The following is a 21356-nucleotide window of genomic DNA, read 5'->3' on the forward strand; positions in this document are numbered from 1 at the left end:
TGCGTTTGATCCGACGCCGGCCGCAGTCTCTTTCTCTACCGCCCTTACGCTTGCAGCCCGTGCTTCTGCAGAAGCGCCGTAATCCGGGCTTTCAGCCCGTCGTCGGGCTCGGCCGCAAGGAGCGTTCGCAGCTCGGCGGGCATATCGGCATCCCATGCCGCGAGCGGCCAGGCTTCCAGCGCTTTCAGCGCCATGCTGCGGTTGCGAACGACCGGGCTTCGCAGCGCGGCCGCGACGAGCTTGCCGCCGACGCCGGCGTACGCATCCAGCTCCTGGACGACGCTGTCCAGCGCGCCGTGCGCGGCGAATGCCGGCCCGAACCCCATCTCGTCGGCCGGGCCGGACGCGATCTCCGCGAGCGGAAGCGTCCGCTCCGCATGGGCGACGACCGCTTCCACGCGCGCCCGGTCATCCGTGCGCATGAGCTCGTAGTAGTACAGGGATTGATCCGCGGAAGACTGCTGCAGCTGGCGAAACAGCTCCGGCCAAATGTCGAGGCCGAGGGTACGTGCCACCCGAATGGCCGTGTACTGCTCGGCCCGGCTGCCGGCCGTCAGGGCGGCCCAGACTTTGTCCGGCCAATCCGCCCGAAGGACGATGGCCGTGCACGCATCCCGGAGGCGCATGCGCTCGGCCTCCGTCCATGCGCCTGCGGCATAACGCTGCGACCAGCGGTCGCCCTCGTCGTTCAGAAAATCATGAATCGCGATGAGATCCGACAGGTGCATGACCGTGGCGCATCGGTCCCGCGAATGCCGCAGGTAGTGCCCGATCACCTCCGGCGCATGCGCGTAATCGTCGATGTCTTCCGCGGGCCCGCCCGAGATCAGCGCGGCGAGAATGTCGCCCGCCCCCTCGTAGAGCTCAGCGTCGACGGCATCGGCCGCCAAGGCGACATGAAGCTCGCCGTTCACCGCGCAGGTATAAGCCAGGTACTCGTTCATGACGCTGTTCCGGCAGCCCTGCCGGAGCAGCCAGTCCTTGATCTCGGGCGTCGCCGGCTCGAGGCGCTCCACGAGCTGGATTTTGCCCCAGCCGTGCACGTTCTGCGCCAGCTCGAACAGCTCCGCATTGACGTTCGCAAGGCTGTTCTGGATCGCGACCGACGCGTACAGCGTGAATTCCTCGTGCTTGCCCAGCGCGACGACCACGTCCCGATGGAGCTCGGTCTCGAAACGGCCGAGCAGCGCGATGCCGAATTTCACGACGTTGCGGTGAGCCGCGTTCTCCGCCAGCCATGTCGCCTCCCGGTACAGCTGATGCGGCCGAACGCCGGCGTAGCCGCTGAGCGCGTCGAGCAGCGGGTCGATCACGCCCAAGGCGTCCTTCTGCATGAGCTGGAGGTAGGCAGCGCGGCGCGTTCTCGGCCCCGGTTTCCGGCTGAGCTTGGCCAGCGCCTGCGCGATCGCCTTTATCTTCCGGTTCGCATCCTCGTCGCGGCCGCCGTGGTGCCCGAACGCGCCGTCCAGTCCGCCGGCCACCCAGCGGAGCCGATGGCCGTCCCAGAATTCCTCGTCGTCCGGCAGCTTGTCGTCCTCGATCCGGCCATGCCGTTCGAGCTGCGCCTTGACGGCCGCATAGATCGATTGCCTGCCCGCCCAAGGGTAAAGCTCTTCTTTCTTGAACAATGTCATCATGAAACATCACCTAATATCGCATAGAATCGTAATCGTATGGAGAGCGGCCCGGCTTGCGAAGGCTAGAGCCACGCTTCCCGGAGCGCCCCCCTGAACATGGCGTCCAGCCGGTCGTCCAGCTTGCCGCCCGCCGCCGGCTGCGCGGCCGAGGCAGCTTCAAGCGCCGACAGCCGCTCTTCCAGAAACGCGTTGATCGGCTTCAGCTGCGGCTCGTAGTCGAGCTCGTCGCCTGCTTTCTTCCTGGCCAGCAGCTCCTGGATAACTCGCCAGAGCTCGGTTTCCCGCGGGATCAACGCCTCCACGAGAACGTCGAATTCCATCGGCGGCATATCGCCGTGCCGCTGGATCCACTCGCAGGCGAGCACGGGGCGCAGCACGTAGAAATACTTTTTGATCCGGACCCGCTCGCCTTGCAGGTACATCCGGAAGTTGCCGCGGGCCATGCTGAGATAGTGGTACATGCATGACTTCGGCGAAAACGCGAGCGGCGATATAACGCGCAGCTCCTGCGCCGTCCCGCCGCTCTCCGCGTACCGGATCGGCGACTGCAGCCACTCCAGCAGCGGCGGATTGGACTTGCGGTACAGATTCAAAGTCTTGCGCAAATCCCAGCCGCAGATATCGAGCTTGTCGCTGATCGGACGCTCGATGACGTCCCGTCTGTCGTGGATGGACAAGTACCAGTCCACGGGACGGATATAGACAAAGCGAACATCGTAATCGCTGTCCTGCGAGGGGAACCCCCATGCCCGGCTGCCCGACTCGCAGGCGTACAGGATGCGGATTTCCTCCTCCCGCTCCAGGCGGTTCAATTGTTCCGTGATGATCTCTCGCGTGACGCTCATACTCGGTTCACCCCTATGCGAAGCAGCAAGCATCAGCGCTCGCTGCCGTTAAATTAGTTAAGCTCTACTAACCTAGCCGCAAAATCCCCTTCCCCGCCCTCGCCCATCGCCCGCAAATCAGCACGCGGTCGTCACAGTAAGCGGTACTCAGTACTTCCATGCTCAGGCGCATTCTTGTCACATTACTGGGCTCATTCGTCATAGGTATAGACTTGGCCCCGCGTCTATTTCAAGGTCCAACTTGCCCAGCTGGTAGGTTGTGCTCGCCTTTGCCGGCGATGGGCTACCTTCGTTCGCGGCTAGTTCCCGATCAACTCCGTCGCCCAGTTCATTGCTTGAATGCGGAAATCGAACTCGCGGTACGCTTTGGACAGCGCGTCTACCTGGGCTTGCAGGACGACGACGTCGATCGTGCGCTCATACTTCACTTCCGAACGGCTGTAACGGTCTTGCTTGATGGTGGCCTCCTCGAGCAGGTCGCTCAAGATCCGGCGATGCTGCATCATCCGATCCCGCTCCGCGAGCGCGTCCGAGATGTTCAGCGCGCCGTCGAAGGGCGTAAGGGCATTCGTTTTGTTGATTTTGCGAATCCATTCCGTCTGCTCGGCCAACGTCCGCTCCAGCTCGGCGATAAGCGCCTGCGGCGCCTCCGCCGGCGTTTCGCCTTCCTGGACCTTCACGATCCGCTCGAGGCGCTGCTTCAGCTGCGCGATTTTCTTTTGGCTGTCCGCCCGGAGCACGAGCGCTTCTGCCAGCTTCATCCTGCATCTCTCCTCTCGATTTTCGCGTCTCGCGCTTCTTGTTTCGTGTTTCCATCTTCGCTCATCGGGGGCCGATTGAACATGGCGGAAGTATGACGACGCTCCGAAATTGATTCAAAAGGGTCGTGCTTCCGCGATCGCATCGGCCTCCCGCTTATTATTCGGCTTCCAAATCGATCGCTTCGATGCGCTGCACCATGGAATCATAGCCTTTCGCCGACTGTGCGATGTAGCCGAGTACCGTATCGCTCCAGCCGTAGACGTAGAACGTGTTGCGGTCGTTCGGCGGAACCATCGCGTGGCGGTAAGGCGCGATGTCGATGATGAACGCCTTGACGTCCGGGTTCACCTTGCCGCGGTACGCCAGCAGCGCGCGGTAGAACGGGCTGCCTGCATTCTGCTGTTCGTCCGTGATGATGATGATTTGATCGACCTTGCGCCGCTCGGCCAACAGCTTGCGGACCGGTGCCCCGGTATCCGTGCCGCCCCGCGCATGAATCCGCCCGGCTTGCGTCAGGATGCTGTCGCGCCGGGACGGCTTGGCGTCCTCGACCTCGGTATCGAACAGCCAGAAGAGCGAGCTGCCCTGCGTCTTCTTGTACAGCGCCAAGGCGAACACGGCACCGATTTGCAAATACTCGCCGTTCATCGAGCCGGAGATGTCGAGGAAGATCGCCGTTTGGTCCTCGAGATCCGGCAAATTCGCGAACGTGAGCTCCGCCGCGTCCCGCAGCGCGTCCTGCAAGACGGGGTTCCGCACTTGACGGAAGGCCGTCGCGAACCGGAACGGCAGGATTTTCGACTTGCCGAGCGCCTGCGGATCGGTTAGGCGCGCGACCGCCTTCTCCAAGTTGTACCGGATATCCAGTACACCGGCACGCTCCAAGGTGTTCAGATTGCGAAGCAGCGCGAACGTCGGCATTTGCTCCATGAGCGCTTCCCAGACCGCCTTCGTCGGCTTTACAGCGCCCGTTACGACCTCGTGCGGCAGTTTGCCGGCCGCGATCCAATGAAGCCGTTCGTCTTCCGTCGCCGCCTGCTTCAATTGCTCCAGCGCGTTCACTTGCGGCAGCAGGGAGAGGTTCGCGTCCTGTCCGCGCAAGTAGCGGAACAGCGCTTGCTGCTTCAGATCCGCCGGCTTCGGGTGCGCCGTCGCGATCGCATCGCCGAGGCTGTAGCCGCGTCCGCGGCCGTTGTACTTCACGGCCCAGTATTCGGAGACGTTCGCGAGGAAGCGGTTGACCTGGCGTTTCACGGCGCGTCCGCCTTCCCCGCGTCCCATGCCGCTCAGGATCGTCAGGAAATCGGTCAGGTCGGACGGAATCCGCACCACTTGCAGGAATACCTTGGCGAACAGGTCAGGGCGATAAGCAGACAGCACCGCCAGGCCGAACAACGGCTGAAGCCGCATATAGCCTTCATTGCGAGCGAATACGAGCGCCTTGGCCATGAACTGCGGATTGCGCTGCGCCATCTCGCTGTGCAGCTCCTCCGCTTCCTTCAGCAGCGCCTGACTGTCCGCGTAGAAGGTATTGCCGAATGTATTGGTGACCAGCGTCTGCACGTACTGCTCCTCCGCGGAGCGCGCGTAAGCCGGGTAGCCTTCCCGGTTGCTGGCGTTAGGCATTAATGCCGTGAACATTTTACGGGCGAAACTCATACGATGAACCTCCTTAATGGTACCGGCGAAGAAAAGGCGGGGAAGGCCGACTGCAGGATTCGAACCTGCCGTAAAGCCCAAGGGTGAAGCAAGGGTGCGCATAAGTAGCGAAGGAACCCTCCCCGGCGCCTCGCCGGTCATTTTCGTTTCGGATCAAGCAATGGAGCGCGGAAAGGGATGCGGAAGGCTTGCGACAGGAGAGAATGAACGCCCGCTGCCGCCCTGTACTTTTGGAAGAAGCAGCCCTCCGCCGCGCCTCGCTCCGTGACGCCTTGCGGATGTGTTGCATGATGAGGAAAAGGTCGGAAAGGTACATGCTGCTCTACCATCTGAGCTACCCCGGCGAGCCGGGGGTTGGATTCGAACCAACGACAAGCCGATTCATAGTCGAAGTAACCCTTCCTGCGCCTCATCGTCCGCCCTGCCCGGCAAGGCGTCCGCTTGATGAACCTATCTTCGCTTATCTCGGGCTCCCCGAACATGGCGAAAGTATGACGACGGCGATAAAAAGGGAGAAAAAAGCAAAAGAGCAACAGGGCATGACGCGGCTTTTTTGCGGTCGCGGTTCGGAATTGCGGGGAAGGGGCTGGCTGACATGTAAGCGGGGCTTGTAGGAAAGGGCTGCCTAGAGCGCGTGTCGGACCTGCTCACGGTGCAAGGCCGTCGCGTCCGTCGGATCTACGCAGAAGGGCAATTCGACGGGCGGCCGGCACGGATGGGCAATTGTGCTTGTCGGTCGGATCTGAATAGGTCAGGCGTGCATGGATGTAACAATCCTGCATGTCGTCTGATAGGTCGTTCTGAATGGATGGGCTACCCTGGATATCGGTTGGATCTGAATAATCCTGGGCTGCATGGATGGGCTACTGTATGTCGGTTGGACCTGATAGGTCGGTCTGAATAGACGGCTACCCTGCATATCGGTCGGATCTGCAGAAATGAACAACCTGCATCCAGATCCGACTGTAACCGCTGCGCAATCCTGCAAATGTGCATCTTTTTTGGGATGCATTAGGCCAAAGACGTAAATTACTGCCAAAATACAGCAATTCATGCTGTTTATTAAGCATCAGGCTGAGATTGGCTGAATTTCCTGCAGATTTGCAGCAATCTCGTGTCAGCGGTCCGATACGCGCAGAAATACTGCATAATCGCAGCTTTTTTCTTGATGAGGGTGCCGCGCAGAGGCGCTTTGCCCAAATCGTTCGGATGCGGCATCGGACACCGAGGTGCTCCCCACTCATCATGGGTGAGCTCGAAATGGATGGATACCGAGAACAAGTTTCATCTGTGCTTACCGCTTTCCTTATGCACTGCTGCCGTCAGCGCCGCGGCTTCTAAACGCGCATCATCTCGAGGAGCTGCGGACGCATCCGCGGATTCCTAGGACGCAAAAAACAAGCCGGCCCGACGCGATCGTCGGAACCGGCTTTCTCAATTAAGGATGACGTGGACGGGATTCGAACCCGCGCATCCAGGCGTGAAAGGCCTGTGTGTTCAACCAACTTCACCACCACGTCGCAGTGGTCGGAACGGCAGGATTCGAACCTGCGGCCTCTTGCTTCCAAGGCAAGCGCTCTAAGCCAAGCTGAGCTACGTCCCGATGGCGGATAGGAGCGGGGTCGACCCGCCGATCTGTCGGCCGCCCTAATCAGCGGCCTATCTGATAACGCCCATCCGTAATAAAAGCGTATGACGTGGACGGGACTCGAACCCGCACATCCAGGCGTGAAAGGCCTGTGTGTTCAACCAATTTCACCACCACGCCAAGGTAATAAGGGAGACCAACCGGACTCGAACCGGTACTTGCGGATTCACAGTCCGCCGCGTTCGCCTTTTCGCCATGATCTCCATGCTTGCTTGCTTCCCCGCCTCCGCTCCACGGCGAAGGCGGGCTTCCGCAAGCGCAGGTTTTGCGCTTGCATGACTTTCGGTGCGCTCACCGGAATCTGCCGGAGCTGCAGCGGAGGCGCCAAATGTGGGCATCTGCAAAACGAAGGCTTTGCGCTTGCATGACTTTTGGTACGGAGCGCAAGCGTCGGCAGTTCGAATGAGAGCGACTTTGGTGGAACACCACGGGAGCGCCCACCCGAATCTGACGGAGCTGCGGCGGCGGCGCCAACCGAACTCCTGCGCACCTTAAACCGGTTATGTACTTCGATGGGGCCGTTTTCGGTAAGAAAAAAGACCCCCGCTGCCCTCCGGCCTCTTCCTACGGCGAATTCAGCCATAGAAAAAGACCGCTTGGCAGCAAGCAGTCTTTACGTCAACGCGTATGCGGGTCTCCTTGCGCGGCGGCTGTCAGGCCGTGGAATACGGCCTGAAGGCGGCAGGGATGCGGCGCCTGCGTTCGTAAAGAATGCGGTTATGATATAGGCGGCAGGAGCGATGTTCCTCCAGCCACGGATGATGAATCGGGCTCTCGTTTATCTCCGGTTTCTCGTTCATGCCGATGGGAAGTAAGTTAAACATGCGCCTGCACCTCGTTTCACGTTGGAATTGGGAAAGTCTCTTCTAGCTCTATGCTTCATGATAAGCCGTGGAGGAAAATGGCGGAAAGGTACGGTGCCTTGCGGCTAGGGTACTTGCTCGAAACGCGGTTACTTTAGCTGAATAGGAGTAACCCTTCCAAGCGCCTCCGCGAACTCGCGAATCCGCTGCCCCTCGGCCTCGTCTTCGTAACCTGATTTTCACCGATCCCGTCGTTCGCGAACAGGGCGAAAGTATGGCAAACCTTAAAAATTTTCTCGTTTTCTTCTCCCGCCGTTGCTTGTTACAATGGAGATCATACCGCTATTTCGGAACAAAGTTGGGGGAACGCAGGTGGCACGGGAAAGCTTCGACAAGGAAATTCAATTTCTTCGCATGCTGGCGCTGGCCGGCGGCGCGTACAGCAGGCAGCAATTCGCCGACCGGCTGGGAATCTCCGTACATACCTACGACAAAACGCTGCGCAATCTCAAAGACATGCTCGGGGTGCTGCAGCAGGGGCTGCCGCCCGAACAGGGCACCGAGCTGTCCGAAGGCCTCCGCTACAACTATTACGAATCCGCCGACCCGCTGCTGCTTTTCTTGTTCCGCGCCAAATCGTTGAAGGAAACGGAGAGCATCCGGCTGACGCTGCTGCTGACCGCGCTGCAGACGCAATCGCTGACCGCCAAGGAGCTGCAGGATATCTGCAGCGAGCAAATGCCGGCGGACGGTCCGCTTCCCGACGAGAAGACCGTCCGGGGCGACCTCAAGTATTTGGAGGAGGTCGGAGTCATCCTCCGCCTCCAAGGCGGCCGCCCGTACAAGTACAGGGCGGCGAACGACCTGATCGAGCTGCTGGGCGACGAGGAGCTGATGGATCTCTTCGACTACGTCGACGTCATCGCCAACACGCAGGTGCCCTCCGTCCAAGGCTATCTGCTGCGCGACACGTTGAAGAAAGCCCTGCGCCGGCGCGGCTTCGATCCCGACGCCGCGGAGACCCGGCGCTACAAATACCATTACCACTCCCGCATCCTGGACGAGGCGCATCTCTACCCGATCTTCCGGGCGATCCGCCAGCGGAAGAAGCTGAATTTCCTCTACCTGTCGCCGAAGCGAGGGAAGAATTACGCGTCGCAGAACACGAATCCGCTCTTCGAACGGGAATCGAACGGCATGTCGGAGACGGTGCTCCCGCTGCGGGTCGTGTACGACCACCAATACGGACGCTGGTACCTGATCGGCTATCAAGCCCGTCAAGGCATCATGAAGTTTCGAATGGAAGGGCTGACGGGCATCGAGGAAGGCGAATCGGTGTCCGAGGAGGAGTTCGCGCTGCGGCTCGGGATCGTGCAGGAGCAGATGAAGTACAGCTGGGTTACGGATACGATCCGTCCCGTGAAGGTCGCGGCGCGCTTCTTCAACCCGGAGGGGGCCGGGGCGAATTTCGTCCGGGAACGGGTCGAGCTGCAGGGACAGTGGGGGACGATCGCGGAGGAATCGGACGCGACGTTCCGGTACGAGATCCTGGTGAACGGGATTTACGAGATCAAGCCGTGGCTGCGAAGCTTCGGCTCCAGCTGCGAGGTGCTCGAGCCCGCTTGGCTGCGCAAGGAATTTATCGCGGAGTGGAAGGAGCTGCAGCGCTACTATGAACCTGTTCGAGAAAATATTTAACTACCAGATCATCTCCCGCCTGGACGAATCGGGCTCCTACGCGCTGACTTCCCAGGAGCGGACGTGGCTGAAAATGATGCTCGCGCACGACGCCTCCGCGGATGCCTTCACCGAGGAAACCCTGCTCAAGCTGCGGAATCTGCTCGCGGACGAAGTTGCAACCGACATTCTCGACGTCATCGTGGAGAAAGCCAAAAGCCAGGAGCGACAGGTGTACCACCCGCTGCTGCGCGCGATCCGGCGGATCATCCTGCAGAACGGCGGCATTCGCCTGACGTTCAAGGTCAAGCACGGCGGCGTGAAAGCGAACCAAACCGGGTTCCCCGTCAAAATGGAGTACAACATGGTCAAGCGGGAGTGGTACCTGCTCTGGTGCAGCACCCGCTCCCGCTCGCTCATGTCGACCAAGCTCAAAAACATCGTTTCCATCGAGGCCATGGACCTGCCGGACGGGAAAGCCGAATCCATGAAGGCGCGCGTCGCCCTGCTGCTCGATCAGCGCAAGGAGCATGCCGTCATCCAGGTCATGCCGACCTTCAATGCCGAGCTGTCGCGGATTCTGTACGCCTTCTCCTGCTTCGACAAATCCGTCGACTACGACGAGGATGCCGCCCTGTACCAGATCCGCGTCGCGTACCTCGCCGACGAGAGCGAATTCCTGCTCTCGAAGATCCGGTTCCTTGGCCTGCGCGTCAAGGTCGTCGACGGGGATAACCTGAAGCGCCGCATGGCGGAGACGGCCGCCAAGGCGCTCGACCGGTATGGCCTTGGCGTCCAGGAGAGCGACGGCCAGCCGCCAGCCATCTCCGGTTAGGGCTTCGCCGCATGACAATGTGGAAGGCCACCCGCTAAAAGTCGAAATCCCGCCTCCATGCCGTCCAAATTCCGACCATGATTAAGACCCTCCATTGCCGCCGTAACGGCAGCCTTAGAGGGTCTTTGTCGTGTATCGTCCTGCTAAGAGCCCAGCAGCTTCATCACGCGGATGCCCGTGCCCGTGCTGCGCTCGTCCTTCGTCCCCGTGCAGCGGATCGTCACGTGCCGAGCCGCGCGTTCCGGCTGAAACGGGAACAAGACCGGAATCGGCCGATAGGCCAGCACGCACCATTCGTCGAACACGTTCACCGGCGTAAAGCTGTCGCCGTCGTCCAGCGAGTATTCGAGATTGCCGCTGTCCGGACCGTGCAGCAGCACGATACCCGCGCGGCGTCCCTCGATGCCGAAGGAAAGCGACTCGCCCCGGCTTCCTTCCGCGGCAAGATGGTCCGTGGCGAAACGCCAGTTCATCAGCGGATCGTCCGTGCCGAGCGCTTGCGGCTCGAAGCCGTCGCTCGCAACCTCGGGGCCAATGTCCGCCATGAAGGCGAATTCGTAATTGCGCGCGTCGAGCGGAACCGGCAGATCGCCCGCTTGCTCCCGATTCGGCACGACCGAAGCGTTCGCGATTTCAGACGGAATCAGAACCGGATCCGCGCCTCCCTCGTCCGCGGCCACCGCATCCGCGACCGCTTCCGCCGCCTGCTCCAGAAAAGCATTCGCATACGACGCGTACAGCTTGTGGCCCTCGTCGTTCGGATGGACGCGGTCCGGCGCCAGCGCTTCCCACGTCGTTCGTCCCGCGCGGATCAGGTCCTGCACGCCGCCGGCGAAATTAACGGAAGCGATGCCGTAGTGCGCGGCCGCTTCCTCGTGAACCGCGATATTGAAAGGCAGCGCATCGGACAGGTTCTTGTCGGCTGCCGTATAGACGAAGACCAGCTCCGTCTCCGGCGACAAGCGGCGGCATTGCCGAACGATGCCTTCCATGCCCCGGATCGATTCCTCCCGGTCTTCCCCGTCGTTGACGCCGAACTCGACGAACAGCAGATCGACCGCGCCTCGGCCGAACGCATGCGCTCGCAGCCGATGCGCGCCGAACGTCGACGTCGTGCCGCCTACGCCCGCATTAACGAACGTAAAGGCAGTATCCGTATAACGCGCGGCCAAAAACCGCCCGTTCAACGCCCGCCAGCTGGTCTCGTCCCGTACGGAAGCGCCCGCTCCCTCCGTGATGGAACCGCCCAAGTAAGCGACCGTCGCGGGTTCGCCGCGAAGCAGCTTGGCGGCAAAGCGCGGCAGGCCTTCCCGCATTTTGATATGTCTTGCATCCAACATGCGTCCACGTCCTTTCGTGTAAACGAGCCCTTTCGAAAGAATCGAAAGGGCTCGCCGTCTTCCGGACGGCGCGATCAGCCGCGCCGCCTTATATCATTACCCTTACTTGACGGGAACGAATTGCTCGCCGCCTGCCGCTCTTGCCGCAAAGCCGTGGTCCACCGACGCTTCGGCGATGTCGCCGTACGCCCAATAGGTGCTCGGCACGTCGGTCCACGTCAGCTTCGCGTCGCCGTAAAGCGGACCGCGGCCCAGCGTGCGGTTGATGATCGCGGCCGCTTCGGCGCGCGTCAGCGGCTGGCTCGGACGGAACGTGCCGTCGGCGTATCCGCGGATAATGCCCGCGCCCTGCACCTTGGCAATCGCCGATTCGGCCCAGCTGCCCTTGACATCCGGGAAGCCGGCTCCCGATTTAGCATCGCTTGGCAGAAGCGCCGCGGCCAGGCTCGCCATTTCGGCGCGCGTGATCGCTTGATCCGGTTTGAACGTACCGTCTCCGAAGCCCTTCATCAGGCCGAGCTTCGTTACTTTCGCGATCGCGTCCGACGCCCAGTGTCCGGACTTCACGTCGCTGAAGGCGATGGCTTCGCGCGTGCCGTCCTGCGTCGCGACGCGCGACAGGATCGTCGCCATCTCGGCGCGCGTAAGGCGGTTCTCCGGCTTGAAGAGGCCGCCTTCGAAACCGTTCATGTATGCCGCGTGATTACTTGCGCCGTCATGCTTGACGACCGCGAACGCACTGAATTTATCGACCGTGAACCGCAGGCCTTTGCCGCCTTGCCATTCCACGATCGTACCCGGCTTGTATTCCTTCGTGCCGTCGCCGTGCTCGATGTACACGCCGAGTTGCCCCGGCTGCGTGCCGTCCAGCGCGGATGCGTCAAGCGGCAGAATGACGTCTACCGCACGCCCTTGGAAGTTGGTCTCGATGGACACCGGCTGGCCGATGACCGTTACGCCGCCGTCGCCCGTCGCCAGCGCGACTACCGATGCCTTGTTCGCGCGGTCCGCGATTTGCTGCCGCGCCGCAGAGTCTTTCACCGGCGTGAAGGTAAACGTTGCTTCCTCGGCAAAGCCGTTCAAGGAAGCATTCGGAATCACGACGCCGCCGCCGGCGGTAGCGATGCCCAGATCAAGGCCGCTGCCCGCGACCGATTGACTCGCTTCCTTCGGAATCGTCACTTTCGTCTCCGACGTGACGCCCTTCTCGTCCGGCACGACGATCGTCGCCGTTTTCGCGCCGGCCGCCTTCAATTTCTCGATCGCGCTCTTCGCTTGCTCCGCGCCGAACGTGACGCTGTCCTTCTTGGTTCCGTCAGCCCCGGTCGTCCGCGTAATGTCGAGCTGGATGCCGTTCGCACCGCCGTTGCCGTTGACTTGGCCTGGAATGACTTCCGTGCCGCCGGTAATCGGAGGTGCCCATGGACCCGATCCGGTCGACGTGCTGCCGCTGGCCACGATGAAATTCAACCGGTCGGCGTACATCTCGGCGCCCGATTTCTTCACGACCTTAATCGTATGCTCGCCGCTCGCGAGGCCCGCGATACCGAACAGACGCTGCTGAACGGCCCGGTCGGTGCTCGTCGCGCTGAAATTTCCTTTCGAGACGCCGTCCACGAACACTTCGATATCGCCTTGAGTCGGGCCCGTCGGCGAGAACAGTTCGATGCCCGTGCCTTTGAACGTATAGGTATAGAAGTCTCCGTCGGTCGCCGTCGTATGGACATCCTGCCAGAAGTCGCCGTTGAAACTAAACGTCAGCTTGGCAACGCCGCCCGCCGGAAGCGTGGCGAGATAGGCTTTCTTGATCGTGACCGTATTGCCGTCCACCGTATAATCGGTTCCCGCGGCCAGCGCCGCCGAGCCGTTCGCGATGCCGCTGAAGTTCCCGCCGTTCTCGAGAAGCGTAACGCTCAGATCGGTTTGCGCGGACGGGTTCTTATCGAATGCCGCCGAGGTCGGGCCGATCAGATCCGGAATGCGGACCTTCAGCATGTCGAGCAGCATGAAGCTGCCGGACTTCTTAACGGCCTTAAGCGTATGCTGGCTGTTGGACAGGCCGTCGATTTCGTAGACGGTCTGCTGCGCGAGACGTCCGTTGCGATGCGTGTCGACCGTCGCTTTGAATACGCCGTCCACATAGATGTCCATCTCGCCCTGGGACTCGTCCATCTCCGTGATTACCTTGATGCCCGTGCCGCGGAAGGTATACGAGAACGATTCCCCGTTCTTCTCGGCAAACTGCACGTCGTCCATGTAATCGCCCATGCCCCGGCCGGAGCTGCGGTTCCAGGAGCCGTCGTAGTGGATGGCCGGATCGTCGTTGTTGATATTGGCGTAGCGGCCCTCGGAGGAGGTATCCGCGACGGTGATCGTCAGCGTCTGCGGGTTGCCTGCGCTGAACGTCAGCGTCAATGGCACCGCGCCGACCGCTTGTTTGGCCAGGTACGCTTTCTTGATCGTCAGGACGTTGCCGTTCACCGCGTAATCGGTGCCGTCAACCAGCGCCGTGCCGTTGTTATCGATGCCGACGAAAGTATTGTCGTTCAACGTCAGCGTCGTCGTCACGTCGGCCTGCTTCGTGACCTTCAGGTCGAAGCCCGCCGCGGTCGGGTTGATCGTGCTGTTGCGCACCTCTGGGACGACGATCGTCACCGCCAGCGTCTGGGTGTCCCCGCCCGCGAAAGCGAAGCTCAGATTCGCCGTGCCTTCCGGCTGCTGCGCCAAGTAAGCCTGCTTGATCGTAACCGTATTGCCGGCTACCGTATAATCCGTATCTTTCACGAGCGATGCCGCACCGTTCTTGATGCCCGCGAACGAATTCGCGCCGAACGGCAGCGTCGTCGCCACGTCGGCCGGAGCACCTTCGTCGAACGTCGCGCTCGTCGTGCCGAGCAGCGTGTCGGCCGTGACTTTCAGCGCGTCGATCAGCATGTAGTCGTTAGCCGTGTTGCTTTTCTTAACAGCCTTCAGCGTATGCGGGCCGGAAGACAAGCCCGTCGCGCTGTACACCGTTTGCTGCACTTCGCGGTCGCCGGAGGAATGCGTATCCACCGTTTCCTTGAAGTCGCCGTCAATGTAGAAATCGATGCTGCCTTGCCCGCCTTCCAACTCCGTCACGTAATCGATGCCGGTTCCCGTGAACGTATAGGTCAGCTGCGAATTGTCGGCCTGCGCATAGTGCACGTCGTGATTCAGATCATCCAGCTCGCGATTCGTGCTGTGCTGCCAACCGTTGGAATACGCAATGCCCGGATCGTCGTCGTTGATCACCACGCTATGGCTCGCCGCCGCCAGCAATGCGCCTTGATTCGCATCGTCCGGAGCGTTAGCGGAAACGTCTCCGTTGCCGGCCGATTCTTCATTCGTGCCGGCAGCCGCGTCACGCAAAGGCGCCGCGGAGGAGTCGCTTACCGCCACCTCGAGATCCTGCGTACTGGGCGCGACTTCTTTGCCGCCGTTGCGCGTCCACTCGCCGGTGTATTTCATCCCGGTGTCGTCGTCGTTGACGCCGGATACGGCGCCGCCGGAAGCCGTGACTTTGAACAGACGCGAACCGTGCGGCGCCAGCTCGGTTGCCGTGTAGCCCGTGCCGAACGAGCCCAGGTCCTCGTGGCTCCACAGATCGCGGACGGACGCGCCGCCGCTCAGGCCGATGTCGCTCCAGTTGACCGTGACGTTCGATTCCTTGGAGCCCAGATTGAACAAAGCGACCGTGTAGGTGCCGTCACCGTTATTGGCGTACCAGACTTGATCGGTCGTCGTCGTCGATACCGGATGCGCCGGATGGCCGGCTTGGTTGACCGCGATGACTTCATCGTTGGTCAGCAGCGACAGGCCGTAGCTGTCCAGCTTCGTCAGATCGTCGCCCGTGTACAATTGCGCCGAGGACATGGCCCACAGCGTCATGGCGCTTTGCCGTTCATCCTTCGTCAAACCGTCCATCGAGCCGTTGCCGACGTTGAGCGAGTCGAAGTCGTTCCAACCGCCGGGACCGGCATCGCGCCACCAGAGCGCGGCATCCGGGAACAGGCGGGCGATGTTCGCCCACTGCGTCATGCCGACCTTCGGATCGTACGACTCGACGTCCCAGTCGACCCGCCAGCCGTTCGCGTGTTCCTTCCAGAAGTCGACGTAGTTGTGATCGAGCGCCCACGACAGCTCGAACCAAATCTTATGGTCCTGCTTCGCCAGCGCCTTGGACCAGGCCGCGACGTCGCCGCGCGCGTCGATCGACGTGTCGTTGTGGCCGGAGCCCGGCGTCACGCTGTCGAACTTCACGAAATCGATGCCCCACGAAGCGATCAGGTCCGCGATGGAATCGATGTAGGCTTGGGCGCAATCCTTGGAATCCGGCGACTCGAAATCGATCTTGTACCCGAGTCCCCAATAATCCCCTTGGCGGTCCGGCATGCCGATATCCTGCATATGGCATTTGCCGTCCGTGCCGTAGATCTCCAGGTTGTCGTTGTACGCTTGCGGAGAGAGACCCGGAATCATGTAAAGCCCGATCTTCTGCCCGTTATGATGCACGTAATCGATCACGTCCTGGAAGCCGTCCGGATACAGCGTCGTGCTCGGGATCGGCCGGCCGTACTCGTCCATGCCGCCGTTCCAGCCGGCGTCGATGTTGATATAGTCGTAACCGTGCGACTGCAGCTTCTCGTGCATCGCGTCGGATTGCTGCTTCAGCTTGGCGGCCGACGTCCAGTTGCCGGACGGGCCGTCGAACACCTGCAGGCTGTAGCTGCTCCACCCCATGTAAGGCTTCTGCGCCAAGCCGTTGTCCGCCGCCTCGGCGACTTGCTTGGCCGGGACGAATCCGAACTGGGCGACGGCGACCGAGGTCAGCAGCAGCCCGAAACCGATTTTCTTCAATTTGTTGCGAATCATCTGAACATCTCCTTCACAGGGATTGTTATAGCGCTTTCATAAACCGGATGCGTTCGCCTATCGAGGTCGGCAGCGCGATCATATCGCCGCCCCGCAATTGCTTTCCTTCGTCCGTGACGCAGACAACGTCCGTTCCCCATGGATTGTACAGGCAAAGCTCCGTTCCCGCTTCGCTCAATACCTCGATCCACTGCACGCCCTCCGCGTCCGTCTCGGCGCTGACCAGGAAGCCCCCGACCGCGCGAAGCGTCGAGAAGGCCGCGGCCTTGCCGGCCGGCCAGTTCGGGAACAGGCGCAGCGCGCCGTTGTAGGATTGCAGCAGGCATTCGTTGATGACCGCGGGCAGGGCGAAATTCTCGAACCAGACGCCCATCGGCGCCATGTAATCGAACGACGTCGTATCGGAATAACGTCCGCCGCTCTCGAGCAGCTTGTCCGTGCACGTGCCGTTCGGCAGCAGGCAATAAGCGATCTGGCGCTTGAAGCGCTCCAGGTCGAGCTGTCCGAGCCGCGCGCCGGCCATGGCGTAGAACACCAGCTCGTTGCCGCCCTCGTTGCGGTGATTGCGGTACGAATTGACCGCGATCGCGTACTCGTCCGCCGGGGAATGCAGGCCGTGGTCCTCGCCGGGAAAAATCGTCGTTATGCCGTTCGGCACGTTGTAGACGACTTCCGGATCCTCGCCGGGCATCGACACGAACACGGTGCCGCGCCGCGATTCCGCCGTCGGATAGGCCGGGAAACGCGCCAACACTTCCTCCGTCTCGGCCAACAGATCGGCTTCCGCGTCGCTGCGGTCCAGCGCCGCGCAGGCGTCCTTGAAGGCCCGGAACAGGAACTTCGTCAACGTCAGATCGACGATGCAGTCGCTGTTCTTCGCGAAGCCCGGCGTCAGCTCGTAGAGCTCCGGCACGACGGTCGGGAAGATATGGTACTTGTCGTCGCCCCATGCCGCGCCGCTCGCTTCCGGGCGCTTCATGTAATCGACCATGAACAGCACCGCTTCGCGGATCGGCACGAAGGCGCGCGTTTCCAGAAACCCTTTGTCCATCGTGTACAGGTAGTGCCACCAGAGGCTCTGCACCGTCCACGGCGTCTCGCAAATCTCCCAGCCCCAATGCGGCACCGGATACGGCATCATCGTCATCTCGACCGGATACGCGGAATGCGGATAATACGCGCCGCGCAGGCCGTAATACTCCCGCGCCCACTTCCGGCTGACCGGCAGGATGAGATCGACCATGCCGACGTAGGCGAGATGCTTCTCGACGTGGTTGCTCGAGAATGCCAGCCAGAACGGCTGCTGCGTGTTGTAGTTCATGTGGTAGTCGCCATGCCATTCCGAGCCGATCTTGCCGTAGCTCCAATTCGCGAACAGGCCGGGACACGTGTGGGAAGCGCTTACGGAACAATTGTAAAAATAGAGATTCCGGTACCATGCCTGCTCCAAAGCGGCATCCTCGAGCTTGACGCCCGAACGGTCCCAGTAATCACGCCAGCTGGCTTCCGCCTGGTCGAAGGCTTCTTCCATGCGAGGCAGCGACGCGGATTCCGTATCGTGCGCGACAGCGGGCACGTCGGCATCCAATCCTTGCTCCAGCTGCACGCGAACGACAAAGCCCGATGCCGGCGCTTCGACCGCGCCTTCCCAGTCTCCGCCGGGCTTCCGCACGGAACTCGTCTCGCCCATGCTCGCCGACAACCGGAATGCCCGATCGCGGGAGCGATCTTCCCCGCCGCCCGACGCGCCGTTCGCATAGGGAAGCGTTTGCCGGAACGACAGCCGCGCGGACGTCTCGTCCAGAAAGGGCTGCGGCGACGGGATGTCGCCCGGCGTCTCCGGATCGGGAATAAGCTTCATCCGGTTAAAGACCGACGCCAACGTCCAGGCTGCGCGAACATCGCCATCGCCAACCGCCGGCTGGTCGAAGGCCGCCCACAATACGTCCTGTCCCTGCTCCACGAACACGCGCAGCGTCGCCGGCTGCCCGCCGATCAACAATCGGATCTCGCAGAGGCCGTTATGTACATGCAGCGCGTGGCCCAGCACCTCCACCTCGCGCCGGTCGAACCCGAGCAGCAGCGAACCGCAAGGCATCGGACGCGGGTAGGGGAAGGTATAGTTTTCGCCGGCCATCTCCACGTAGTCGCGGTACCAATCGTCTTCCTTGAGCGACGCATAGTGCGAGGGAATCTCCTTCAGGCGGGCGAAAATGCTTTCGAAATCGCCGATTCGCTCCTTGTTGTTCTCCGCGATGCGGATGTCCCAGACGTCGTTATGGCCGAAATGAACGACGATCGCGTCTGGACGGGTCGTGACGACCGCGCCGAGACCGCCGTTGCCGAGCAGCGCGCCCTCGAAGAACGTAGCCGCCGGACGATCGTACCGGATCGCGTGGGCCATCGCTTGTTGCCATGCGTTCATGCGTAATCGTCCTCCTGTCATGCCTCTTCCTTGGGGCGACAAAGGCAAGCGAAAGGCGTTCTGGCTTGCCAGAACGCCCCGCGCTCCCGGATAGTCTTACTTTTGGGTGGAAGAGTCGTAAGCTTTTTGCAGGATCTCGAGGTAACGATCCAGCTTCAGGTCTTGCAGGCCTTTCACGTACGCGTCCCAATCCTTGTTCAGATCTTTGTTGCCCGTGATGAATTGCAGCTCGTTTTGCTCGATGTAGTTCTTGATGTTCGTTTGCAGCATGCTGGCTTCGTCCATCTCGGACGGATCGATCCATACGGACCAAGCCGGGAACAATTCCTTCGGCTCATGGCCTTGGTACAGCAGCGTCGCGTTGTACAGGCGGCGCTCGTAGCCCGTCGATTCGTAGATGTCCGTCGCTTGCACGAAGCTGTCGCGGTAGGATTTCGGCATGTAGAAGTGGGCTACGCCGCTCCAGCCCGCGTTATGCGGCGCTTCGCCTTCGACGGCCTGGATCGGTTTGAATTGCGCCTGCACGCCTTCGCCGAGGGCCACGTCGTCCGGACCCGGCTTCTCCCAGTCGATGCCTTCCATGCCCGTTGCGCCGTTGGTTTGGCCTTCCGGCGTGAACATGTAGTCGACGATTTTGATTAAGGCGATTTGCGCTTCTTTGCTTGCTTTGTTCGTGATGACGAATTTCGCGCCCGGCGCTACGCCGCCTGCGTCATGCGTCGCGTATTGCGCATGCGGTCCTTGGAGCGGCGGTACCGGATTGTAGTCTTTGGAATATTTGTTGCCTTTGTCGATGCTGACGAAGATGGCAGGGTGCATGCCCGCGCCGGCGCCGAGGATTTGCGTATCGGCTTCGCCGATTTTCTTGAACGCTTCGGCATTTTGCGTGAAGGCGCCCGGATCGATCAGCTTCTCGTCGTACAGCGATTTGATGTACTGCAAGCCTTCTTTCCATTCGGGTTTGGTCGCGGCGGATTCCACTTTGCCGTTCGTCAGGTTCAGGTAGTTGCGGTCGTCGTCGTAGACGAAGCCGTTCATGAGGAACGGAACGAGACGTACGCCGAAGTCCTCGATCGAACCGCTCAGCGGCACTTCGTCCGCTTTGCCGTTGCCGTTCGGATCCTTCGTTTTGAAGGCCTCCAGCACTTTCTTGAAATCATCCGTCGTTTTCGGCATTTGCAGGCCGAGCTTGTCGAGCCACGACGTGTTCAGCCACATTTTGTTCGGGTACGAGCAGTGGAAGCACTGGGAATACGCGACCAAGCCGTAGATGTTGCCGTCCGGCGCCGTGTTAAACGCTTTCAATTCCGGGTCGGAATCCATCGCCGCCTTGATGTTCGGCGCGTATTGGTCGATCAGGTCGTTCAGCGGCAGCAGCACGCCTTGCTTGCCGTATTTGAGCACGTCGGATTGCGAGAATTGGTCGATGTACGCCGGCAGCATGTAGGCATCCGGATAGTCGCCGCTCGCGAGGGAGATTTGGCGTTTTTCTTTCGCGCCGTCGGTCGGGTTCATTTCCCAATTGATCTTGACGTTGAGCTTGTCTTGGATGAAGGTCGTGAACTTATTCGTCGGCAGGTCGATGTTCGTCTCTTGGATGGAGAAGATTTTGACCGGCGTCGGTTCGGTGGCTGCCGGCGCGTTGCCGCCATTGTCCGCTGCCTGCGTGGCGTTGCCGCCGTTTGCGGCGGCATTGCCCGCATTGTTGGCCCCGTTGTTGCCCGCGTTATTACCGCCGCAAGCAGCCAGGATCATGCTGCACGCCGCTAGAACGGCGAGTGTGCTTCCGATTCTCTTTTTCAATTTGATCGCTCCCTTTTGTTTGTATGAATGATGACAGCGCAACCCCCACCTTACATGTACATCTCCCCTTTCAATGGGATCCGGCCGGAGAGCCGGAGGGAAAGGCCGGCAATCAGCCTTTCACCGAACCTACCAGCATCCCCTGGACGAAGAAGCGCTGCACGAACGGATAAATAATCAAGATCGGCAGCGTGGCCACCACGATCAGCGCGTACTTGAGCAGCTCGGCGAGCTGTTGGCGCTCGACTTGTTTCATCGCGTCCATGATGCCGGTGCTATTGTTCTGGATGATGATGCTTCGCAGCACGAGCTGCAGCGGGAACAGCTTTGCCGACTTCAGGTAGATCAGCGCATCGAAATAAGCGTTCCACTGGCCGACCGCGTACATGAGCACGAGCACCGCCAAGATCGGCTTCGACAGCGGGATCACGACGCTCCCCATGAAGCGCAGGTCGCTGCAGCCGTCGATCTCGCTCGCCTCGATCAGCTCGTCCGGGATGGACGACTGGAAGAAGGACCGCGCGATGATGACCTGCCACACCCAGATGGCGTTCGGAATGAGCAAAGCCCAGCGGGTATCGATCAGATGCAAGCTCTTGACGACCATATACGTCGGAATCAGGCCGCCGCTGAAAATCATCGTGAAGGTAATGATCATCATGATCGGGCTGCGTCCGAAGAACGTCTTGCGGGACAGCGGATAAGCCAGCATGACGGTAAGCGCCACGCTGATGAACGTGCCCGCCGCCGTGTAGAAAAGCGAGTTGCCGTAGCCCCGCATGATCGTCGGGGTCTCGAACAAAGTCTTGAAGCCCTTGAACGAGATGTCTACCGGCCACAGCCATACTTTGCCGGAGGTCACCGCCGCCGGGCTGCTGATGGAGCTGCTCAGGATATAGATCAGCGGGTATATCACGGCGATCAGGACGATCGTCAGAACCGCATAGATGACGAACATGAGCGTCCGGTCGCCTGCCGATTCCCTTATCTTTCGCTTCATCGTTGTCGTTGTCATTCGTTTCAGGCTCC

General features: G+C 61.0%; 11 protein-coding genes and 4 tRNA genes. 2 read left to right on the forward strand and 13 right to left on the reverse strand.

The genetic code is table 11. The annotated features are described in order from the left end of the window. Positions 1-44: 44 nt before the first annotated feature. The 8 genes from AC50YL_RS08320 to AC50YL_RS08355 all read right to left on the reverse strand — a co-directional run bounded on the left by AC50YL_RS08320 (position 45) and on the right by AC50YL_RS08355 (position 6754). On the reverse strand, positions 45-1637 hold the full coding sequence (locus tag AC50YL_RS08320) for a limonene hydroxylase (protein ID WP_494830929.1): 1593 nt from the start codon (positions 1635-1637) through the stop codon (positions 45-47). Positions 1638-1699: 62 nt separating this feature from the next. Continuing rightward, positions 1700-2482 carry a nucleotidyltransferase domain-containing protein gene (locus AC50YL_RS08325; protein ID WP_494830931.1) on the reverse strand — a complete coding sequence of 261 codons (783 nt, stop codon included), beginning with the start codon at positions 2480-2482 and terminating at the stop codon, positions 1700-1702. A gap of 299 nt (positions 2483-2781) precedes the next feature. Continuing rightward, complete coding sequence (locus tag AC50YL_RS08330; RefSeq protein ID WP_494830933.1) at positions 2782-3243, reverse strand: DIP1984 family protein; 462 nt, start codon at positions 3241-3243, stop codon at positions 2782-2784. Positions 3244-3400: 157 nt separating this feature from the next. Then, positions 3401-4903: a TROVE domain-containing protein gene (locus tag AC50YL_RS08335; RefSeq protein ID WP_494830935.1), complete on the reverse strand. Its 1503-nt coding sequence runs from the start codon at positions 4901-4903 to the stop codon at positions 3401-3403. A gap of 1445 nt (positions 4904-6348) precedes the next feature. Further along, positions 6349-6423, reverse strand: a tRNA-Glu gene (locus tag AC50YL_RS08340). Positions 6424-6427: 4 nt separating this feature from the next. Further along, positions 6428-6506: transfer RNA gene (locus tag AC50YL_RS08345), tRNA-Pro, on the reverse strand. Between the two features lie 90 nt (positions 6507-6596). After that, positions 6597-6671, reverse strand: a tRNA-Glu gene (locus AC50YL_RS08350). Between the two features lie 11 nt (positions 6672-6682). Next, positions 6683-6754, reverse strand: a tRNA-His gene (locus AC50YL_RS08355). Positions 6755-7726: 972 nt separating this feature from the next. Here AC50YL_RS08355 and AC50YL_RS08360 point away from each other — a divergent pair. Further along, positions 7727-9052 (forward strand): helix-turn-helix transcriptional regulator, encoded by a 1326-nt coding sequence (locus AC50YL_RS08360; RefSeq protein ID WP_494830937.1) that lies wholly within the window; start codon positions 7727-7729, stop codon positions 9050-9052. Next, a complete protein-coding gene (locus tag AC50YL_RS08365) occupies positions 9027-9866 on the forward strand; it encodes a WYL domain-containing protein (protein WP_494830939.1) in 840 nt (279 codons plus the stop codon). Before AC50YL_RS08360 ends, AC50YL_RS08365 begins: the two co-directional genes overlap by 26 nt. Before the next feature lie 143 nt (positions 9867-10009). Here the strand turns inward: AC50YL_RS08365 and AC50YL_RS08370 are convergent, their stop codons facing one another. The 5 genes from AC50YL_RS08370 to AC50YL_RS08390 form a co-directional block, all read right to left on the reverse strand. Then, entirely contained in the window at positions 10010-11206 is a 1197-nt protein-coding gene (locus tag AC50YL_RS08370) for an SGNH/GDSL hydrolase family protein (protein ID WP_494830941.1), read from the reverse strand. A 102-nt stretch (positions 11207-11308) separates the two neighbouring features. Then, the gene (locus tag AC50YL_RS08375) at positions 11309-16099 is read right to left on the reverse strand and encodes a X2-like carbohydrate binding domain-containing protein (protein WP_494830943.1); all 4791 of its coding nucleotides are present in this window, start codon (positions 16097-16099) and stop codon (positions 11309-11311) included. A gap of 25 nt (positions 16100-16124) precedes the next feature. Beyond that, on the reverse strand, positions 16125-18524 hold the full coding sequence (locus AC50YL_RS08380; RefSeq protein WP_494830945.1) for a glycosyl hydrolase family 95 catalytic domain-containing protein: 2400 nt from the start codon (positions 18522-18524) through the stop codon (positions 16125-16127). A gap of 96 nt (positions 18525-18620) precedes the next feature. Further along, positions 18621-20327: a type 2 periplasmic-binding domain-containing protein gene (locus AC50YL_RS08385; protein WP_494830947.1), complete on the reverse strand. Its 1707-nt coding sequence runs from the start codon at positions 20325-20327 to the stop codon at positions 18621-18623. Positions 20328-20439: 112 nt separating this feature from the next. Then, on the reverse strand, positions 20440-21342 hold the full coding sequence (locus AC50YL_RS08390; protein WP_494830948.1) for a carbohydrate ABC transporter permease: 903 nt from the start codon (positions 21340-21342) through the stop codon (positions 20440-20442). Between the last annotated feature and the right edge of the window lie 14 nt (positions 21343-21356).

This window comes from Paenibacillus sp. J22P277 (assembly GCF_059383675.1).